Below are 18,443 nucleotides of genomic sequence, written 5' to 3'. Positions count from 1 at the left end.
AGGCATTCTCGTTTACGAGCCGCCCCGGAGTCTTGAAGCATGAGTTTCGACAACAATTATTTCAGTGCCGATCACAACGAATATACGGCCAAGCCGCTAACGAAGGCTGGTCGTGGAATCCTGCGCGTTGTGCTATTGTTCGGCTCTGCCGTTGTCGCTCTGGCTCTCATCATTGTGCCGGTTCTCAACGATCAGGCAAACAAGGTTGCAGCCCAGTCAGTGCTCCCGGCCGGGATCGATCGCACCATGACCGGTTCGATCAAACGTGATGCCGGCAATCAGCCGCACGCGGCAGGTCAGACCTATACAGTGCGCAAGAGCGTGCTTCAGTCAAGTCCGAATTCCGTCTGCATTATTGAGACAAACGGCAGCCACCACGGCGATTGTTAGCCGTCTTTCACATGCCTTTATTCCCAAAACGGGTTCCCGCTTTTGGGAGGCATGCTTTATTCTTCCTCAGCCTTTTTCAGCGCTTCCGCGAGCGATGCTTTTGCAGAGCCGGGCTTCAATGGCTTTTGCTGCGATTCATGCGGCGCCCAGCCCGATAGCCAGATGACGGAGAAAGTGGCGCGGATGCGCCCGTCCGGATCGGAGAACCGTTCTGCGTAGATTTCAGCGGCACGCAGGAAAAGGCGTTTTGAAACCGGCTTTCTGGACCGATCATGCAGGATGTTCTGCATCCCCATGGCGCGCAGATCGGCCATCAGATTGAACAGCGAATCGTAGCGCACTGTGATGTTATCGACGTCGGTTACAGGCAGGGCGAAGCCTGCACGTTGCAGAAGGCCGCCCACATCGCGTACGTCCGGAAACGGGAAAACGCGCGGCGAGGCGCCGCCCGTCAATTCGATTTCTGCTTGAAGCAGACTTTCGCGCAATTCACCCAGCGTTCCGCTGCCGCTCAGGGCGGCCAGAAAAAGTCCGTCCGGCTTCAGGGCGCGGGCGATCTGCACCATTGTGCCCGGCGTGTCGTTGGTGGCATGAAGCGCCATCAGCGACACGACAAGATCGACGCTGCCGGATTTCAGCGGAAGTATCTCCTCATCGCCGACAATAGCCGGGAATGAACCCTGCAAAAAATCCCTGTCGCGTTCGATGCGGACAATCAGGTTGGCCTTGCCAGTCTGTGCTATGGCTGCAGCCGCTGCGCCGGTATGGCCAGCCAGATCGACGGCGACGGGAAAATGGCGCTCCACTGCGTCGAGACGATCAGCGAGATCGTCGGCAATGCGCTGCAACAGGAAATCCGCGCCGGGTTCGGCGCGCGCAAAAGCGCGGCGGCGAAACGAGAGCAGGAGATCGCGATCAAAGATCGCGCTATCATCAGTCGGCGCAGGCATGGAATCCGTCTTCTCTTTCGAGCAAGGTTCAGTACAATCGTTGCGGGGATAGATGCATTCGAACGGGGGCGAATGCAATGGCGGATGACGATAGAACGCATCAAACCTTTTTGCGCAACGCGGGCGAAAGGTTTCGGCTGTTGGCTGGCAGGGCTGTTCGCTCGTCGGCGGACATGTTGTTTCCGCCGACATGTATCGGCTGTCGGATGCATGTGTCCGAACCGGGGACGCTGTGCCCGAAATGCTGGCCGGAGCTGCGCTTTATAGAAAAGCCCTACTGTCCTGTGCTGGGCATACCTTTCAGTCACGATTTCGGTGAGAATTTCATGAGTGCGGAGGCGATTGCCGATCCTCCACCTTTCCGGCGTCTCCGGTCTGCCGTCCTGCACCGAGGGGCGGCACAGCGCATGGCGGTTTCGCTCAAGTTTCATGACCGGACCGATCTGGCTCCGTGGATGGCGCGCTGGATGCAGCGCGCGGGCCGCGAATTGCTGGATGAATGTGACGTGATACTGCCAGTGCCCCTGCATCGCTGGCGGTTCTGGCAGCGGCGCTTCAACCAGTCGGCGGAACTTGCCCGCGCCTTGGCAAAACTGGAGGCGAAACCCTTTGCACCGCAAGGCGTGAAGCGTGTGCGCCGGACCGAACAGCAGATCGGTCTTGGCATCAAGGAGCGAAAGCGCAATGTGGACGGCGCGTTTCGTGTGCCGCAGGAACACGAGATTCATGTTCGTGGGCGACGGGTTCTGCTGATCGACGACGTCTATACGACCGGCGCTACAGTCAAGGCGGTGACGCGGGCCCTGTTGCGCGGCGGAGCAAAAAGCGTCGATGTGCTGACGTTCAGCCGTGTTCTCCCGGATTGAACCCGATAATCGGCTACACAGGCTCGTGAAAAGCGTCAGGGCTTTCAGATGGCGCTTTTGCCGCTTATATAGTGGCCAAAACGATTGGAGTTTATAATGGTTGATGTAACGATCTACACGCGTATCGGTTGCCCTTACTGCACTCGGGCGAAGGATCTTCTGACTCGCAAGGGTGTTGCCTTTAATGAAATCGATGCAGGCGCATCGCCGGAATTGCGCGCTGAAATGCAAGAGCGTTCGGGCCGTAACACCTTCCCGCAGATTTTCGTCGGGCCTGTTCATGTCGGCGGATGCGATGATCTTTTCGCGCTGGAAGATCAGGGTAAGTTGGACGGCCTGCTCAAGACTGGCGAATTGGCCTAGAATATAAAGGGGGAGAAACCGATGAACACGTTCCGCGCTGCTGCAGTACAGATGCGTTCCGGCACAGATGTTGTCCGCAATATCGAGGCTTTGGAGAAATTCGTCGCTGAAGCGGCAGCAAAGGGCGCGGCTTATGTGCAATCGCCGGAAATGACCGGCGCGATGATGCGTGATCGTGCAGCCTTCAAGGCGAGCCTGCGTGATGAAGCCAATGATCTGGTCTTCAAGGCAGCTTCGGCATTGGCGGCGAAACACGGTATCTTCCTTCACATCGGTTCAACCGCCATCGATGCCGGTGATGGCAAGATTGCCAATCGCGCCGGAATTTTCACGCCTTCGGGTGAGAAACTCGTCACCTATGACAAGATTCACATGTTCGACGTCGATCTGGACAATGGTGAAAGCTGGCGCGAATCGGCGACCTATGAGCCGGGCAAGGAAACTGTCGTTGCCGAACTGCCTTTCGCAAATCTCGGCATGGCGATCTGCTACGATATCCGCTTTCCGCAATTGTTCCGTGCCCAGGCGCTTGCCGGTGCCAATGTGATCACCGGCCCGGCTGCCTTCACGAAACAGACAGGAGAAGCCCACTGGCACGTCTTGCAGCGTGCGCGTGCCATCGAAAATGGTGCATTCCTGATCTCTGCCGCGCAAGGCGGTCTGCATGAGGATGGGCGGGAAACTTATGGTCATTCGATCATCGTCTCACCATGGGGCAAGATTCTCGCCGAGGCCGATCACGATGAACCGGGTGTCATTCTGGCCGACATCGACGTGGCGGAAAGCGCTGCTGCACGCGGCAAGATACCGAACCTGAAGAATGCGCGGGAGTTCGATGTCCGGACTTGCTCCGCGAAACAGAAAGAGGATGCGTAAGTTCCATGATCCGCTTTTCGCTTCATTGCGATCACGGCCATGAATTCGAGGGCTGGTTTCGCGACAATGCCGATTTCGACCGTCAGTCGGAAAGGAAGCTTGTCGCTTGTCCGGTGTGCAATTCGCAGGCCGTTCAGAAGTCGCTGATGGCGCCTGCGGTCTCGACAAGTCGCGGCAAGGAAAAGATTGCCATGGCGTTGGGCGATACGCAAAAGCAGATATTGGACGAAATGCGGGAGTTGAGCCGCAAGGTTCGTGAGAATGCGGATTATGTCGGCGACAAATTTGCCGAAGAAGCCCGGAAGATTCATTTCGGCGAGACCGAAACGCGTGGTATCTATGGCGAAGCGTCGCGCGAGGATGTGCATTCGCTGCTTGAAGACGGTGTCGACGTTCTGCCGCTGCCGGTATTTCCAGAAGATAAGAACTGATTGCCGGCATAGGGGACAAGGCGCATGAAACTGACGGATTCTGCGCCTTTTTTGCTGATTGCAACCGGCACCTTGCTGGGCCTCATCCTGCCGCTCGGCAAGATCGCCGCGCAGGCCGGTATTCCGCCCGCGATCTGGACATTTCTGTTCTCGGCGAGTGCAGGGATCATTCTGTTCGCTGTTCTTCTCCTGCAGGGAAAGAAGATCGGCTTTTCAGGCGGGCGACTGCGTTACTATATCTGCACCGCGTTCATCTCCTATGCCGTGCCCAATCTTCTCATTCTTTCTGCCATTCCGCGCCTTGGAGCGGGTTTTACCGGCATCATGTACACGCTCTCTCCGGTTATCACGCTCGTTCTGTCTATGGGGTTCGGACTGCGGCGTCCCAATGCGCTGGGGATCGGTGGTATCGCCGCCGGATTTATCGGCGCGGTGATGGTGGCGATGACGCGCGGCGAGGTGGGGAAACCAGCCGATCCATTGTGGATCGCCGCTGCATTGCTCATTCCTGTGTTTCTCGCCATCGGCAATGTCTATCGCACGCTCGATTGGCCGAAGAACTCCGATCCGACCGAGCTTGCAGCCGGAAGCCATCTCGCATCAGCACTGATGCTTTTTGCTGGAATATTCATATTCACCGGCCAGTTTCCGATTGAAACACTTGCATTCGCGCCATGGGCTGCACTGGCCCAGTCGATTGCGTCGGCTGGCATGTTCGCCCTGTTCTTCCGGTTACAGGCGGTTGGCGGGCCGGTCTATCTTAGCCAGATCGGCTATGTCGCAGCCGCACTGGGGCTTATTTCGGGAACACTGTTTCTCGGCGAACACTATCCGCCGCTGACCTGGATCGGGGCGCTGGTCATCTGCGCAGGCGTTGCCATGACAACGCGCGCGCAAAGAGGCTGATTGGATCAGGCGGGGCGTTCGGCAAGCACCATATAGTTCACATCGGTGTCGCGGGAGCGGCTCCAGCTGTCGGCCAGCGGATTATAGGTTACGCCAAGCTTGTCGATGAGACGCAGACCGCCTTTCGCAAGTGCGGATTCGAGTTCTGCCGGGCGAACCAGCTTTTCATATTGATGAGTGCCGCGCGGCAGCCAGCGCAGGACATATTCCGCGCCGATGATTGCCAGACCGTAAGCCTTCAGCGTGCGGTTGATTGTGGCGACGAACATCAGTCCGCCGGGCTTTACCATTTCGCTCGTTGCCGACATGAACAGGTCAACGTCGGAGACGTGCTCGACCACTTCCATGTTGAGGACCACATCGAATTTTTCACCGGCCTCGGCCAGTGCTTCTGCGGTCGTGGCGCGATAATCGATGTCGAGACCGCTTTGTGCGGCGTGGATTTTCGCCACTTCGATGTTTGTCGTGGAGGCATCCGCTCCGATCACGGTTGCGCCGAGGCGCGCCATCGGTTCGCAGAGAAGCCCGCCGCCGCAGCCGATATCGAGTAGGCGCAGGCCCTCGAAGGGGCGCGGCGCATTGGGATCGCGATTGAACTTGGCGCAGATCTTTTCCTTGATATAGGCAAGCCGTGTCGGATTGAACTTGTGCAAGGGACGGAACTTGCCCTGCGGATTCCACCATTCCGCGGCGATGCGCGAAAAATGCTCGATTTCCGAAGCGTCGATGGTGGTGCGGGCGGTCTCGGTCATTTCATTCTCCAGCGGCGGAAGCGTGCAGTTCTGCTCTCAAGGTAGTACTCCAAAGTCAAGGAACAAATCAATTTCGCTCTCAAGGGGCCCGATACGAATCGCGGCCTTGCGGAAGAGCGGCATTTTAGCTATGTGACCCCGGGTTTGCCTGTCGCAACAATATAAGGTTTGGGCAGGTGAGAGTGTAATTTTTCTAAACAGCGGGACGTAACCTTAAATGGCGCGCATCGTGATGAAATTCGGCGGCACTTCGGTAGCCGATCTGGAACGCATCTATAATGTGGCGCGCCACGTCAAACGCGAGGTCGAGGCGGGCAATCAGGTTGCCGTCGTCGTTTCGGCCATGTCCGGGAAGACCAACGAGCTGGTCGGCTGGGTACAGAATATACCGAAAGTCTGCGGCGCAAGCTCGCCTTTCTACGATGCCCGCGAATATGACACCATCGTCGCTTCCGGCGAGCAGGTGACCAGCGGGCTTCTGGCGATTGCGCTTCAGTCCATCGGTGTCGACGCACGTTCGTGGCAGGGCTGGCAGATCCCGATCAAGACCGACAATGCCCATGGCGCTGCCCGTATTCAGGACATCGACGGCTCGGAAATCGTCCGCCGCATGGAAATGGGACAGGTTGCCGTTGTTGCCGGTTTCCAGGGCATTGGTCCTGACAACCGCGTGGCAACGCTCGGGCGCGGCGGCTCGGATACGTCTGCCGTCGCCATCGCTGCCGGTGTGAAGGCTGATCGCTGCGATATTTATACGGATGTCGATGGCGTCTACACCACCGACCCGCGCGTGGAGCCGAAGGCAAAGCGTCTTTCGAAGATTTCCTTCGAGGAAATGCTGGAAATGGCATCGCTTGGTGCCAAGGTTCTGCAGGTGCGTTCGGTCGAACTCGCCATGGTGCACAAGGTGCGCACTTTCGTGCGCTCGAGCTTTACGGACCCAGATGCGCCGGGCATGGGTGATCCGATCAACCCGCCCGGAACCCTTATTTGCGACGAGGATGAAATCGTGGAACAGCAGGTCGTCACAGGTATCGCCTTTGCGAAGGATGAAGCTCAGATTTCGCTGCGGCGCGTGGCCGACCGGCCGGGCGTTTCGGCAGCTATTTTCGGGCCGCTCGCCGAAGAGCACATCAATGTCGACATGATCGTGCAGAATGTGTCGGAAGACGGCTCCAAGACCGATATGACCTTCACCATTCCAACCGGTGATGTCGACAAGGCCCTGAAGGTTTTGGACAAGGTCAAGGGCGAGATCGGCTTCGACAATATCCAGTCCGAAACCGGCCTCGCCAAGATTTCGGTCATCGGTATCGGCATGCGCAGCCATGCGGGCGTTGCTGCTACCGCCTTTAAGGCGCTGGCCGAAAAGGGCATCAACATTCGCGCCATCACAACGTCTGAAATCAAGATTTCTATCCTGATCGACGGCCCTTATGCGGAACTGGCCGTGCGCACGCTGCATGCGGTCTATGGCCTCGACAAGTAGTCAGCCAGTTTAGTTTCCATTTGAAACAGAGTTGTATGCAGGGCCGCGCGGCCGAAAGGGTGCGCGGCCCTGCAACATTTTGCGAGCAGCGACTATTTGTTCTGGACGCGGGTGTCAAAAATGCTCACAAAGGGGTTGGCGTAACGCTTCGCGGGCGGGTATTGGGAATCGGCTGGCGGAACGCACGTCAGCAATTTTGAAGGAGCCCCCGACGATCATGCGTGAGCTGACAACCGGTCCCCGCGTACTGCTTAAGCGGTTGCGCGAATTGATGGCAGAGCCGCTGGAACCGCAGGCGCGCCTCGACCGGATCGTTCGTGAAATCGCCCAGAATATGGTCGCGGAAGTCTGCTCCTTCTATATATTGCGCGCTGATGGCGTCCTAGAGCTTTACGCGACCGAAGGTCTCAATCCGCAGGCAGTCCACCTTGCCCAGCTTCGCCTCGGTCAGGGTCTGGTTGGCACGATTGCCGCAAGCGCCCGTCCTCTCAATCTGACCGATGCGCAAAGCCATCCAGCTTTCGCCTATCTGCCGGAAACGGGTGAAGAGGCCTATAATTCCTTCCTCGGCGTTCCCGTCCTGCGCGCTGGCCGCACTTTGGGCGTTCTTGTCGTCCAGAACAAGACCAAGCGGGCTTATCGGGAAGACGAGGTCGAAGCACTTGAAACCACCGCCATGGTCCTTGCCGAAATCATCGCGACCGGGGACGGGCTACGTCTGGCCCGTCCGGGCATAGAGCTTGATCTCGGTCGCCCGATGAGCGTGACAGGACAGGCTTTCAACGACGGTATCGGCCTTGGCCATGTGGTGCTGCATGAGCCGCGCATCGTCGTCACCAATCTTTTCAACGAGGATAGCCAGGCAGAGCTGAACCGGCTGGACGAAGCGCTTGGCAGCTTGCGCATATCCATCGATGACATGCTGTCGCGCCGCGATGTGGCGGCGGAGGGCGAGCATCGCGAAGTGCTCGAAGCCTATCGCATGTTTGCCCATGATCGCGGTTGGGTGCGGCGTCTGGAAGAAGCCATTCACAACGGTCTGACCGCCGAGGCGGCGGTCGAAAAGGTGCAGAGCGACACACGTGCGCGCATGGTGCATCTGACCGACCCCTATATGCGTGAGCGCCTGTCGGATTTCGATGATCTCGCGAACCGTCTGCTGCGCCAGCTCATGGGGCGTGACATCAAGACCATCGCCGAATCGCTGGTCAAGGACGCGATCATTGTCGCCCGTTCGATGGGTGCTGCCGAACTTCTGGATTATCCGCGCGAGCGTTTGCGCGGTGTGGTTCTGGAAGATGGCGCAGCCACGAGCCATGTCGTGATCGTGGCCCGAGCAATGGGCATTCCGGTCGTTGGCCAGGCCAAGGGCATTGTATCCATGGCCGAAAACAACGATGCGGCAATTGTCGATGGCGATGAAGGCATCATGCATTTGCGCCCGCAGTCCGATCTGGAAACGGCTTACGCCGAAAAGGTTCGGTTCCGGGCGCGGCGTCAGGCTCATTATCGTGAGTTGCGGGACAAGCCATCTGTCACCAAGGATGGTGTCGATATATCGCTTCTGATGAATGCCGGGCTTCTCGTCGATCTGCCGCAACTGTCGGCTTCGGGTGCGGCAGGGATTGGCCTGTTTCGCACCGAACTTCAGTTCATGGTGGCCTCGACATTCCCGCGTGCCGAACAGCAGGAACGTCTTTATCGCTCGGTCATTGAGGCGGCAGGCGACAAGCCGGTGACTTTCCGGACGCTGGATATTGGTGGAGACAAGGTCCTCCCTTATTTCAGTTCGACAGTGCAGGAAGAAAATCCGGCACTTGGCTGGCGCGCCATCCGTCTGACGCTCGACCGTCCGGGGCTGCTGCGCACCCAGCTAAGGGCGCTTTTGAAGGCGGCGGGCGGCCGTGAGTTGAAAATCCTGCTGCCGATGATTACGGAAGTCAGCGAAGTGAAGGCCGCGCGCGAGATCATCGATCGTGAGGTCCGTCACCTGTCGCGGTTCGCCCATCAGTTGCCGATGTGTCTGAAACTGGGAGCGATGATCGAGGTGCCGTCGCTGCTGTGGCAGCTTGAGGAACTGATGTCGCTCGTCGATTTCATCTCCGTCGGTTCAAATGATCTGTTCCAGTTTCTCATGGCGACGGATCGTGGCAACTCGCTGATGTCGGGTCGCTTCGACCAGCTTTCGCCTGCATTCCTGCGGGCACTGCGCTTCATCGTGGAAACCGGCAATCGCCACGGCAAATCGGTTACCCTATGCGGTGAAATGGCCAGCAGGCCGCTTCCAGCCATGGCGCTGGTCGGCATCGGGTTTCGGTCGATCTCGATGTCTGCGGCGGCAATTGGCCCGGTCAAGGCCATGCTCGATGCGCTGGACGCGGGCAAGCTTACGGCCTTGCTGGCGGAAGAGCTGGACAAGCCGAACAGCGCGCATTCATTGCGCGAACTGTTGATGAGATTTGCCGAAGACAACGATATTCCGTTATAGCGAAGCAGATTGATCTGACCGAACGGTCGCGGTGCAGGATTGCGCGGCGTTTCGTTTTGCATTCTTGCACGCCGCTGACAAATTTTAGGACATGACATGATCGCATTGCCGCAGGACCGGATGGACCAGCTCTTGAAGCGGTTCTCGATGATCGAAAGCCAGATGGCCAATAATCCGGATTCGGAAACCTATGTGAAGCTCGCATCTGAATATTCCGAGTTGCAGGAGGTAGTCGGCAAGATTCGCGAACTGACGGACGCCCGCAAGGAAGCAGTTGATCTGGCGGCCATGCGTGACGATGCCTCTACGGATGCAGAGATGCGCGCGCTGGCTCTGGAAGAACTGCCGGAAGTCGAAAAGCGCATCGAGACGCTGGAACAGGAAGTCCAGATTTTGCTGCTGCCGAAGGATGCAGCCGACGAGAAGAACGCCATTCTGGAAATTCGGGCTGGTACGGGCGGTCTGGAGGCGGCACTGTTCGCCGGTGATCTGTTCCGTATGTATGAGCGTTATGCCGCCGAAAAAGGCTGGCGGGTCGAACTGGTCTCGGCCAGCGAAGGCGATGCTGGCGGTTACAAGGAAATCATCGCCACAGTTTCCGGCAAGGGCGTGTTCTCCAAGCTCAAGTTCGAATCAGGTGTGCACCGCGTGCAGCGTGTGCCTGAAACGGAAGCGGGTGGCCGTATTCACACCTCGGCTGCAACCGTCGCAGTCCTACCTGAAGCCGAGGATATCGATATCGAGATCCGCAATGAAGATATCCGCATCGATACGATGCGGGCGTCAGGTGCCGGCGGGCAGCACGTGAACACGACCGACTCGGCGGTTCGCATCACACATATTCCGACCGGCATTATGGTCGTTCAGGCTGAAAAATCCCAGCACCAGAACCGTGCACGCGCCATGCAGATTCTCCGTGCACGCCTTTATGATATGGAGCGCCAGAAGGCAGAAACCGAACGCTCCGAATCGCGCCGCAGTCAGGTCGGTTCAGGTGATCGCTCCGAGCGTATCCGCACTTATAATTTTCCACAGGGGCGCGTCACCGATCATCGCATCAATCTGACGCTCTACAAGCTCGACCGGGTTATGGAAGGTGATCTGGACGAACTGGTCGATGCGCTGATTTCTGATCACCAGACCGCACTGCTGACCGAGCTGGGCGCCTGAGCGTGAGCGGCGAACGCCTCGACACACTAATGAGCGCCGCCCGGAAACAGCTTCGGGACGTGGGGCTCGATACACCCGATCTCGACGCGCGGCTGCTGGTCGAATGGGTGACGGGGGCAACTCGACTCGATCTGATTTCTACGCCGGAAAAGCTGATTGATGACGAACGTGTCGCGGCGCTTCGGTCTGCACTGGAGCGCCGGGCCGCAGGCGAGCCGGTGCATCGCATCATAGGCACGCGCGAGTTTTTTGGCCTGCCTTTCCGGCTTTCTGCCGCGACGCTTGAACCACGTCCCGATACGGAAGTTCTGGTGGAGCTGGTCATTCCGGCGCTGGAGGCGCTTGCGGGACAGAACAGCACGCTTGAGCTTCTCGATATGGGCACCGGAACGGGCGCGATCGTCATTTCGCTTCTCCATCGCTTCGAACATGCGCATGGCATCGGCCTCGACATGGCCGACGGTGCGCTGGCAATGGCGCGAATCAATGCAGTCGCCAATGGCGTAGGCGACCGCTTTGCCGCACTTAAAAGCGACTGGTTCCAGTATGTGAGCGGACGGTTTCATCTTATCGTCTCAAACCCGCCCTATATTCCGCATGAAGATATTGCGGGATTGTCGCGCGAAGTGCGCGAACATGATCCGCTTGCCGCACTTGATGGCGGTGCCGATGGACTGAATTTCTACAGAGCCCTTGCACAGAAGGCGGCAGATCACCTATATAAGAGTGGAATGGTTGCCGTAGAGATCGGCGCCGGACAATTCCAGGATGTTGAGGCGCTGTTCGAAAGCGCAGGTTTTTCTCTCGCAGGAGATGCGAGCGATCTTGGCGGCCACAGAAGGGCCATGCTTTTCGCGCACAAATCAAATACGTAATTTTGATGCGGCGAACCGCTAAAAAACACTTGGAATTTGCGGCGAAGCCGTTTAGTTTCCGGCCACCGTATACAGCCAGAATGGTTTTGCCCGCTGATGGGCGGTGGCGGAAATGCTCCATGACGATTTTTGGTCATGCTCCCCGGAGGGTTCTTTGGGGATGGCTTGTGCGGAAGTACTCGACTTTCAAGCATAATCTCGAAGAGCAAAGCTTTTCGGAGTGGTTATGCATTAATGCAACCGCGGAGTTTCGGTGACCCATAGAGGTGTACCTAACTCAGGAGCAGTCGATTTGTGGGAAGTTTTTAGGGCGTACTTCCTCCATGGTTCGATAGCGTGAAACCGGCAGCTTTTTTGGCTGTGGAGTTTCTACGCCCTTTAATCTGAAAAGAGATGAATATGAGGCCAGCACAGCAGAACAGGCGCATGCGCGGACGGGGGAATAACAATAATAACAACAACAATAACCGCAAGGGCCCCAATCCTCTGTCGCGCAATTACGAAAGCAATGGCCCGGATGTGAAGATCCGTGGCAATGCGCAACATATTGCAGAAAAATACTCGACACTTGCGCGGGACGCACAGGCATCTGGCGATCGCGTGATGGCAGAAAACTATCTTCAGCACGCCGAACATTACAATCGCATCATCATGGCTGCCATGGCGCAGAATCCAGTGCCGTTCCAGCGCGAAGAAACCTTTGACGATGACGGTTCGGATGATGAAGAAGCAGGTTTCACGCCTGTCGCAGCACAGCCGCAGCCCGTCAACGGTTCCGGTCCGCAGCCGGTTATCGAAGGCACTCCTGCCGAGGTCGTCTACGGCGAAGATGGTGGCGAGCCGGTAAAGTCCGGCGAAGGTCGCCAGCAGCCGCGCGAACGCGACAATCGTGATCGTCGTCTCGGTCGTGGTCGCCGTCCGCAGCGTGAGCGCTTCAACGCTGACGAGCGTTCGGATGAACAGCCGCAGGAAAAGCAGGCTCAGCCGGTGGCTGAAGAGGCTTCGGCTCCGGTTGAAGTCGTGGCCGAACAGGCATCACCGGTGGTCGTTGAAGCCGCTCCTGCTGCCGATGCAGCATCTGCCGAAGAAGCCGCACCACGTCGCGCTACGCGCCGCCCGGGTCGTCCGCGTCGAGCCGCCAAGGACAGCGGTGACGAGACGCCAGTGACGGAACCTGCAAATTCCGACGCTTAAAACGTCTCCTCTTGATCGAGTTTAAAATGGCGCGGTTTCCGCGCCATTTTTATTTGGTTTTGCAAGTGCCTGTAACCCTTGCCGAAACCCGGCCATCGTCCCATATGCTGTCTTGGAAAGAAGCCCGCCCAGTGTGGGGGCTTCGTCACCATACATCTTTCGGTGCCGCATGACGGGCCGGAAGGCAAAGGAGACATCATGAACATCGAAAAATATACAGAGCGCGTCCGGGGCTTCATCCAGTCTGCACAGACTTTTGCGCTGTCGTCGGGCAACCAGCAATTCACGCCGGAACACGTGTTGAAGGTTCTCGTCGATGATGACGAAGGGCTTGCCTCATCCTTGATCGAACGTGCGGGCGGACGCATTGCCGATGTGCGCACCGGTCTGCAGAACGCGCTCGAAAAGCTGCCCAAAGTGTCGGGCGGCAACGACCAGCTATATTTATCGCAGCCGCTTGCCAAGGTCTTCTCGCTTGCCGAGGAACTTGCAAGCAAGGCCGGTGACAGCTTCGTCACCGTCGAGCGCCTGCTGACGGCGCTGGCGATGGAAAAATCCGCAAAGACGTCTGAAATTCTTTCCGCTGCCGGTGTGACCCCGACGGCGCTCAACAAGGTCATAAACGATATGCGCAAAGGCCGCACCGCCGATTCGGCGTCCGCTGAAAGCAATTATGATGCGTTGAAGAAATATGCTCGCGATCTGACCGAGGATGCGCGGGCAGGCAAGCTCGATCCTGTGATCGGTCGTGACGAGGAAATTCGCCGCACGATTCAGGTTCTGTCGCGCCGCACCAAGAACAATCCGGTGCTGATCGGCGAGCCGGGCGTCGGCAAGACCGCAATTGCGGAAGGTCTGGCGCTTCGCATCGTCAATGGCGACGTGCCCGAATCCCTGAAGGACAAGCAGTTGATGGCGCTCGATATGGGAGCGCTGATTGCCGGTGCCAAATATCGCGGTGAGTTTGAAGAACGTCTGAAAGCGGTGCTTTCGGAAGTGCAGACGGCTGCTGGCCAGATCATCCTCTTCATCGATGAAATGCACACGCTTGTCGGCGCAGGCAAATCCGATGGCGCCATGGATGCATCGAACCTTTTGAAGCCTGCTCTTGCACGTGGTGAACTGCACTGCGTCGGCGCGACGACACTGGAAGAATACCGCAAATATGTCGAGAAGGACGCAGCGCTTGCCCGTCGCTTTCAGCCGGTATTCGTCGATGAACCGACAGTCGAGGACACGATTTCGATCCTGCGTGGCCTGAAGGAAAAATACGAGCAGCATCACAAGGTGCGCGTTTCGGATTCGGCTCTGGTTGCTGCGGCGACCTTGTCGAACCGTTACATCACCGACCGTTTTCTGCCCGACAAGGCAATCGATCTTGTCGACGAGGCGGCATCGCGCCTGCGCATGCAGGTTGATTCCAAGCCGGAAGAGCTGGATGAAATCGACCGTCGCATCATGCAGTTGAAGATCGAGCGCGAAGCGTTGAAGGTTGAAACCGACGCTGCTTCCAAGGATCGTTTCCAGCGCCTCGAAAAGGAACTGACCGATCTGGAAGAGGAATCGGCGGAACTGACGTCGAAATGGCAGTCTGAAAAGCAGAAGCTTGGACTTGCCGCCGATCTCAAGCGTCAGCTTGAAGAGGCGCGCAATGCCCTTGCCATCGCGCAGCGCAGCGGCGAATTCCAGAAGGCAGGCGAACTGGCCTATGGCAAGATTCCGCAGCTGGAAAAGCAGCTTGTCGAAGCCGAAAGCCATGAAAACAAGGGTTCTCTGCTTGAAGAGACTGTTACGCCTGACCACGTCGCGCAGATCATTTCGCGCTGGACCGGTATCCCAGTCGACCGGATGCTGGAAGGCGAGCGTGAGAAGCTGCTGCGCATGGAAGATGAACTCGCGAAACGGGTCGTCGGGCAGGGCGAGGCGGTTCAGGCTATCTCTAAGGCGGTTCGCCGTGCGCGCGCCGGGCTTCAGGACCCCAACCGGCCTATCGGCTCGTTCATCTTCCTCGGCCCCACGGGCGTCGGTAAGACGGAACTGACCAAGGCGCTTGCTTCATTCCTGTTTCAGGACGATACGGCCATGGTGCGTATCGACATGTCGGAGTTCATGGAAAAGCATTCCGTGAGCCGACTGATCGGCGCGCCTCCCGGCTATGTCGGCTACGAAGAAGGTGGCGTTCTGACGGAAGCGGTTCGTCGCAGGCCTTATCAGGTGATCCTGTTCGATGAGATCGAAAAGGCGCATCCGGACGTGTTCAACGTGCTGTTGCAGGTGCTGGACGACGGACGCCTGACTGACGGGCAAGGCCGTACGGTCGATTTCCGCAATACGGTCATCATCATGACCTCGAATCTCGGTGCCGAGTATCTCGTCAATCTTGGCGAGAAGGACGATGTCGAGTCGGTTCGTGACGAAGTGATGGGCGTGGTGCGGGCTGCCTTCCGTCCGGAATTCCTGAACCGTGTCGATGAAATCATCCTGTTCCACCGGCTGCGCCGCGAAGACATGGGTGCGATTGTCGATATTCAAATGCAGCGTCTCCAGATGCTTCTGACCGATCGCAAGATCGTGCTGCAGCTGGAAGAGGATGCACGCGAATGGCTGGCCAACAAGGGTTACGACCCGGCCTATGGCGCACGTCCGTTGAAGCGTGTCATCCAGAAGGAAGTTCAGGACCCGCTCGCCGAGCGCATCCTTCTGGGCGACATTCTGGATGGTTCCATCGTCAAGATTACCGCCGGTTCGGATAGGCTCAACTTCCGTCCGGTTCGCGGTGCGCTTGAAGATGAAGACCAGAAGGTCGGTGAGAACGCCTGAACGTTCTTGAGTTGAAGGCTGGGCGTCGCAACCGGATAGGTTGCGGCGCCTTTTTCATATCTGTCCTGACAAGTTTTCTGGCTTTCCTTCGATGTCGGCCATTTTCATGTCCAGTTCATCTGGCATCTGCTCTATCAACTAATCAGTTGTTAACCATATTAGCGGCATCCATGATCTCTCGATCACCCAGGGCATTCTTCATGGCGCATTACACACGCATGCTTCGTTTCGCTTTGTTCGCTTCCGTTGCGGTAACTGCCTTCAACGGTATTGCGCGCGCAGAGGAAGTCAGTTCTGCAGCGGCTACCGAACGCCCGGTACAGCTTGCGCAGCTTTATGATCCGGGTGAAGAAATCTATCATGATCGCCGGGTACGGGTTTTTATCGACCAGTATGGCCGCCGCGTTACCATGGATCGTCGCGGGCGCATTCTCAGTGTCGAGGACGCCAATAATTATGACCCGAACGCCTATGACCGTCGGGTTCGTCGTGCGCCGCAGCCAGACGACAACTGGACACTCGATGGTCCGGTCGACGGTGGCGCGCCCTATGACGGCTTCGGTAATGTGCCCGAAGACCCGAACTATTACCCGGACGCTCCGGCGGCGCCACAATATGGCGGCAACCGGGATGGACAGGTGCAGCGCTCGGAACTGCCTCCCGCTGGCGATCAGTATCCTGACAATACCAACACGAATTCAGCCAGCGCTAATCCCGGCTATGACGGGCAGCAGGATTACGGCCAGCCGGGTTATGAACAGCCAAGGGGCGTTCCCGATCCAGGCGACATGGCCCCGGCCATCGAAATGCCGAAGGGGCAGGGCGCAAAGGCAAAGATCGCAGCCTTCCAGATACTCCTCGACCGCGCCGGTGCATCGCCGGGCGTAATTGACGGTCGCTCGGGCAGCAATGTCGACAAGGCGGCGGCGGCTTACGGCGAATTGACAGGAAAGTCGATCAATCCAACGGATGAAGCAGCTGTCAATGCCGAGTTAGAAGCCACCGGCGGTCCAGCTTTTACGGAATACACGATCACCAATGAGGACGTTGGTCGACAATATGTTGCGTCGATTCCAGAAGATTACGCTCACAAAGCGCAGCTGCCGGCGATGGCCTATACATCGGTGACCGAAATGCTGGGCGAAAAGTTTCATATAGACGAGGCCTATCTGAAAGAGATCAATCCCGGCGTGAACTTCAACCAGCCCGGCTCGATTGTGAAGATTCCCAATCTTGGGAAACCTGTCCGGACCAAGGTGGCCCGCATTATCGCCGACAAGGGACGTAAGCAGGTTCGCGGCTACGACGAAACCGGCAAGCTGGTCGTTGCCTATCCGTCGACGATCGGTTCGTCGGACAATCCGTCGCCATCCGGCATCGTTCAGGTCGAGCGCATCGCGATCAACCCGAACTACACCTACAATCCGAAGATCAACTTCAAGCAGGGCAATAACGACAAGGTGCTGACCATTCCGCCGGGACCGAATGGGCCGGTCGGAACGGTCTGGATTGCGCTTTCAAAGCCGACTTACGGCATTCACGGTACGCCGGAACCATCGAGAATCGGCAAGACGTCAAGTCATGGCTGTGTCCGATTGACCAATTGGGATGCAGAAGAGCTGGCAAAGCTGGTGAAAGCTGGCGTAACGGTCGAGTTTACCGAGTAATACCAAGTCTCGTTGAGCTTTTCGCATCGAGGCTTGGTTAAGCCGTGTGGCGATTGAGCATTTTCAGGGCGTGACGCGCTAGCATCTTAGCGCCCTGCTATAGGCATTCCTGTAATTTCAAAGAAAAGGCCGGGGGCATGTCCCCGGCCTTTCTCTTTATCAGCTCTTCGTCGATCCGTTCGAGGCAAGCTTGGTACCGTTTTCATCGCTGTTCAAAAGCGTGTCAATGCGATCCCGTTCCTGCTTGAAGGCTTCAAGATCCTTGCCCGAAAGGGCCTTGTTGTCGGGTAGACGAATGCGCAGCGGATCGACCTTGGTGCCGTTCACAATCATTTCGTAGTGAAGGTGAGGACCGGTCGAAAGACCCGTCGACCCCACATAGCCGATCACCTGTCCCTGCCGCACGCGCGCACCGGCGGTAACACCGCGGGCGATGGCGTTCTGGTGGCTATAGCTGCTTACATAACCATTGGCATGGCGAATCAGGGTCTGGTTGCCATAACCGTTGGTCCAGCCCGCCTTCTCCACCACGCCATTACCGGAAGCGATGATTGGCGTGCCGCGCGGTGCAGCCCAGTCCACGCCGGTATGCATGCGGCTATAGCCAAGGATCGGATGGCGGCGCATGCCGAACGGTGAGCGGAATACACCATTGGGAACCGGATTACGGAGCAGGAACTGCTTCGCACTCTTGCCGTCGCCATTGAAGTAATCGACGCTGCCGTCCGGGGCCTGATAGCGATAGAATTTGCGGGTTGTTCCACCAAAATTGGCCGATACATACAGAAGCTGCGAATCGGCTTCCGGTTTGTCGGGGTCGTCCGGCAGCGAGAAGAATGCGTCGATCTGATCGCTCGGCGACAGCCGCGACTGGAGATCGACATCGCTTGCCAGCATCTTGACGAGCTGTTCGCGCATCGTCTCCGACATGCCATAGGCAAGCGCGGCACGGCTGATCCCGTCATAGACACTTGGCAGATTGCCTCGAATGGCTGTCGGAAGGGCGTTACCGTCGAAAGCTGTCTGCAGGAGCGGAGTCTGTTCTGGTTCGTCAGACGGAATATATTGTCCCCGGTCGTTGAGGGCGACGGTCACCAGATGGGTCGTGCGATTGTAGATGCTTGCACGCACGATGCGGTCCAGGCCATCCTGCGTCTCGGTACCGATGCGCAGGACGCTGCCTTCCTTGAGGCGCGGTGAGTTCAT

The 18,443-nt window shown here is 57.8% G+C and carries 16 protein-coding genes (1 of these 16 only partly in view); 13 read left to right on the top strand and 3 right to left on the bottom strand.

Going from position 1 to position 18,443, the window contains the following annotated elements; translation table 11 throughout:
• The first annotated feature begins 39 nt into the window (after positions 1-39).
• On the top strand, positions 40-390 hold the full coding sequence (locus MKS82_RS12490; RefSeq protein WP_240578903.1) for a hypothetical protein: 351 nt from the start codon (positions 40-42) through the stop codon (positions 388-390).
• 56 nt (positions 391-446) lie between these two features.
• Here the strand turns inward: MKS82_RS12490 and MKS82_RS12485 are convergent, their stop codons facing one another.
• Positions 447-1,340: a methyltransferase domain-containing protein gene (locus MKS82_RS12485; RefSeq protein WP_109988546.1), complete on the bottom strand. Its 894-nt coding sequence runs from the start codon at positions 1,338-1,340 to the stop codon at positions 447-449.
• 77 nt (positions 1,341-1,417) lie between these two features.
• Between MKS82_RS12485 and MKS82_RS12480 the strand changes: the two genes are divergently transcribed.
• The 5 genes from MKS82_RS12480 to MKS82_RS12460 all read left to right on the top strand — a co-directional run bounded on the left by MKS82_RS12480 (position 1,418) and on the right by MKS82_RS12460 (position 4,782).
• Positions 1,418-2,206: a ComF family protein gene (locus MKS82_RS12480; protein WP_240578902.1), complete on the top strand. Its 789-nt coding sequence runs from the start codon at positions 1,418-1,420 to the stop codon at positions 2,204-2,206.
• 96 nt (positions 2,207-2,302) lie between these two features.
• Positions 2,303-2,569, top strand: coding sequence for a glutaredoxin 3 (gene grxC, locus MKS82_RS12475; RefSeq protein ID WP_109988544.1), 267 nt, complete (start codon positions 2,303-2,305; stop codon positions 2,567-2,569).
• A 21-nt stretch (positions 2,570-2,590) separates the two neighbouring features.
• Positions 2,591-3,445 (top strand): carbon-nitrogen hydrolase family protein, encoded by an 855-nt coding sequence (locus MKS82_RS12470; RefSeq protein WP_240578901.1) that lies wholly within the window; start codon positions 2,591-2,593, stop codon positions 3,443-3,445.
• 5 nt (positions 3,446-3,450) lie between these two features.
• Positions 3,451-3,876: a DUF1178 family protein gene (locus MKS82_RS12465; RefSeq protein WP_109988542.1), complete on the top strand. Its 426-nt coding sequence runs from the start codon at positions 3,451-3,453 to the stop codon at positions 3,874-3,876.
• A 24-nt stretch (positions 3,877-3,900) separates the two neighbouring features.
• On the top strand, positions 3,901-4,782 hold the full coding sequence (locus MKS82_RS12460; protein ID WP_109988541.1) for a DMT family transporter: 882 nt from the start codon (positions 3,901-3,903) through the stop codon (positions 4,780-4,782).
• 5 nt (positions 4,783-4,787) lie between these two features.
• On the opposite strand, the gene ubiG is transcribed toward MKS82_RS12460, so the two are convergent.
• Complete coding sequence (ubiG, locus tag MKS82_RS12455; protein ID WP_109988540.1) at positions 4,788-5,534, bottom strand: bifunctional 2-polyprenyl-6-hydroxyphenol methylase/3-demethylubiquinol 3-O-methyltransferase UbiG; 747 nt, start codon at positions 5,532-5,534, stop codon at positions 4,788-4,790.
• 217 nt (positions 5,535-5,751) lie between these two features.
• On the opposite strand from ubiG, the gene MKS82_RS12450 reads away from it, so the two are divergent.
• From MKS82_RS12450 to MKS82_RS12420, 7 genes are all read left to right on the top strand, one after another.
• Positions 5,752-7,023 (top strand): aspartate kinase, encoded by a 1,272-nt coding sequence (locus MKS82_RS12450; protein ID WP_109988539.1) that lies wholly within the window; start codon positions 5,752-5,754, stop codon positions 7,021-7,023.
• 217 nt (positions 7,024-7,240) lie between these two features.
• On the top strand, positions 7,241-9,511 hold the full coding sequence (gene ptsP, locus MKS82_RS12445) for a phosphoenolpyruvate--protein phosphotransferase (protein WP_061344453.1): 2,271 nt from the start codon (positions 7,241-7,243) through the stop codon (positions 9,509-9,511).
• Between the two features lie 96 nt (positions 9,512-9,607).
• The gene (prfA, locus tag MKS82_RS12440) at positions 9,608-10,681 is read left to right on the top strand and encodes a peptide chain release factor 1 (RefSeq protein ID WP_109988538.1); all 1,074 of its coding nucleotides are present in this window, start codon (positions 9,608-9,610) and stop codon (positions 10,679-10,681) included.
• A 29-nt stretch (positions 10,682-10,710) separates the two neighbouring features.
• Complete coding sequence (prmC, locus tag MKS82_RS12435) at positions 10,711-11,556, top strand: peptide chain release factor N(5)-glutamine methyltransferase (RefSeq protein ID WP_109988537.1); 846 nt, start codon at positions 10,711-10,713, stop codon at positions 11,554-11,556.
• Between the two features lie 399 nt (positions 11,557-11,955).
• Positions 11,956-12,750, top strand: coding sequence for a DUF4167 domain-containing protein (locus tag MKS82_RS12430; RefSeq protein WP_109988620.1), 795 nt, complete (start codon positions 11,956-11,958; stop codon positions 12,748-12,750).
• Between the two features lie 198 nt (positions 12,751-12,948).
• Complete coding sequence (clpB, locus tag MKS82_RS12425) at positions 12,949-15,570, top strand: ATP-dependent chaperone ClpB (RefSeq protein ID WP_109988536.1); 2,622 nt, start codon at positions 12,949-12,951, stop codon at positions 15,568-15,570.
• A 200-nt stretch (positions 15,571-15,770) separates the two neighbouring features.
• Positions 15,771-17,237: a L,D-transpeptidase gene (locus MKS82_RS12420; protein WP_109988535.1), complete on the top strand. Its 1,467-nt coding sequence runs from the start codon at positions 15,771-15,773 to the stop codon at positions 17,235-17,237.
• 159 nt (positions 17,238-17,396) lie between these two features.
• Here the strand turns inward: MKS82_RS12420 and MKS82_RS12415 are convergent, their stop codons facing one another.
• Positions 17,397-18,443, bottom strand: the 3' portion of a protein-coding gene (locus tag MKS82_RS12415) for a M23 family metallopeptidase (protein ID WP_109988534.1). The gene runs 909 nt beyond the window's last position; 1,047 of the gene's 1,956 nt are visible here — the last part of the coding sequence; its start codon lies beyond the right edge, outside the window; it ends in the stop codon at positions 17,397-17,399.

It is taken from the genome of Ochrobactrum sp. A-1 (assembly GCF_022488005.1).
GTDB lineage: Bacteria > Pseudomonadota > Alphaproteobacteria > Rhizobiales > Rhizobiaceae > Brucella.
Note: the sequence above shows the minus strand (reverse complement) of the source record. Positions and strands in the feature narration are given on the sequence as shown.

Bases quoted from the DNA above. Each gene is read 5' to 3' on its own strand.
- MKS82_RS12450 (WP_109988539.1), top strand. From the start codon at position 5,752: ATGGCGCGCATCGTGATGAAATTCGGCGGCACTTCGGTAGCCGATCTG.
- prmC (WP_109988537.1), top strand. From the start codon at position 10,711: ATGAGCGCCGCCCGGAAACAGCTTCGGGACGTGGGGCTCGATACACCC.
- prfA (WP_109988538.1), top strand. From the start codon at position 9,608: ATGATCGCATTGCCGCAGGACCGGATGGACCAGCTCTTGAAGCGGTTC.
- MKS82_RS12480 (WP_240578902.1), top strand. From the start codon at position 1,418: ATGGCGGATGACGATAGAACGCATCAAACCTTTTTGCGCAACGCGGGC.
- MKS82_RS12485 (WP_109988546.1), bottom strand. From the start codon at position 1,340: ATGCCTGCGCCGACTGATGATAGCGCGATCTTTGATCGCGATCTCCTG.
- grxC (WP_109988544.1), top strand. From the start codon at position 2,303: ATGGTTGATGTAACGATCTACACGCGTATCGGTTGCCCTTACTGCACT.
- ubiG (WP_109988540.1), bottom strand. From the start codon at position 5,534: ATGACCGAGACCGCCCGCACCACCATCGACGCTTCGGAAATCGAGCAT.
- ptsP (WP_061344453.1), top strand. From the start codon at position 7,241: ATGCGTGAGCTGACAACCGGTCCCCGCGTACTGCTTAAGCGGTTGCGC.
- MKS82_RS12490 (WP_240578903.1), top strand. From the start codon at position 40: ATGAGTTTCGACAACAATTATTTCAGTGCCGATCACAACGAATATACG.
- MKS82_RS12465 (WP_109988542.1), top strand. From the start codon at position 3,451: ATGATCCGCTTTTCGCTTCATTGCGATCACGGCCATGAATTCGAGGGC.
- clpB (WP_109988536.1), top strand. From the start codon at position 12,949: ATGAACATCGAAAAATATACAGAGCGCGTCCGGGGCTTCATCCAGTCT.
- MKS82_RS12420 (WP_109988535.1), top strand. From the start codon at position 15,771: ATGGCGCATTACACACGCATGCTTCGTTTCGCTTTGTTCGCTTCCGTT.
- MKS82_RS12460 (WP_109988541.1), top strand. From the start codon at position 3,901: ATGAAACTGACGGATTCTGCGCCTTTTTTGCTGATTGCAACCGGCACC.
- MKS82_RS12430 (WP_109988620.1), top strand. From the start codon at position 11,956: ATGAGGCCAGCACAGCAGAACAGGCGCATGCGCGGACGGGGGAATAAC.
- MKS82_RS12470 (WP_240578901.1), top strand. From the start codon at position 2,591: ATGAACACGTTCCGCGCTGCTGCAGTACAGATGCGTTCCGGCACAGAT.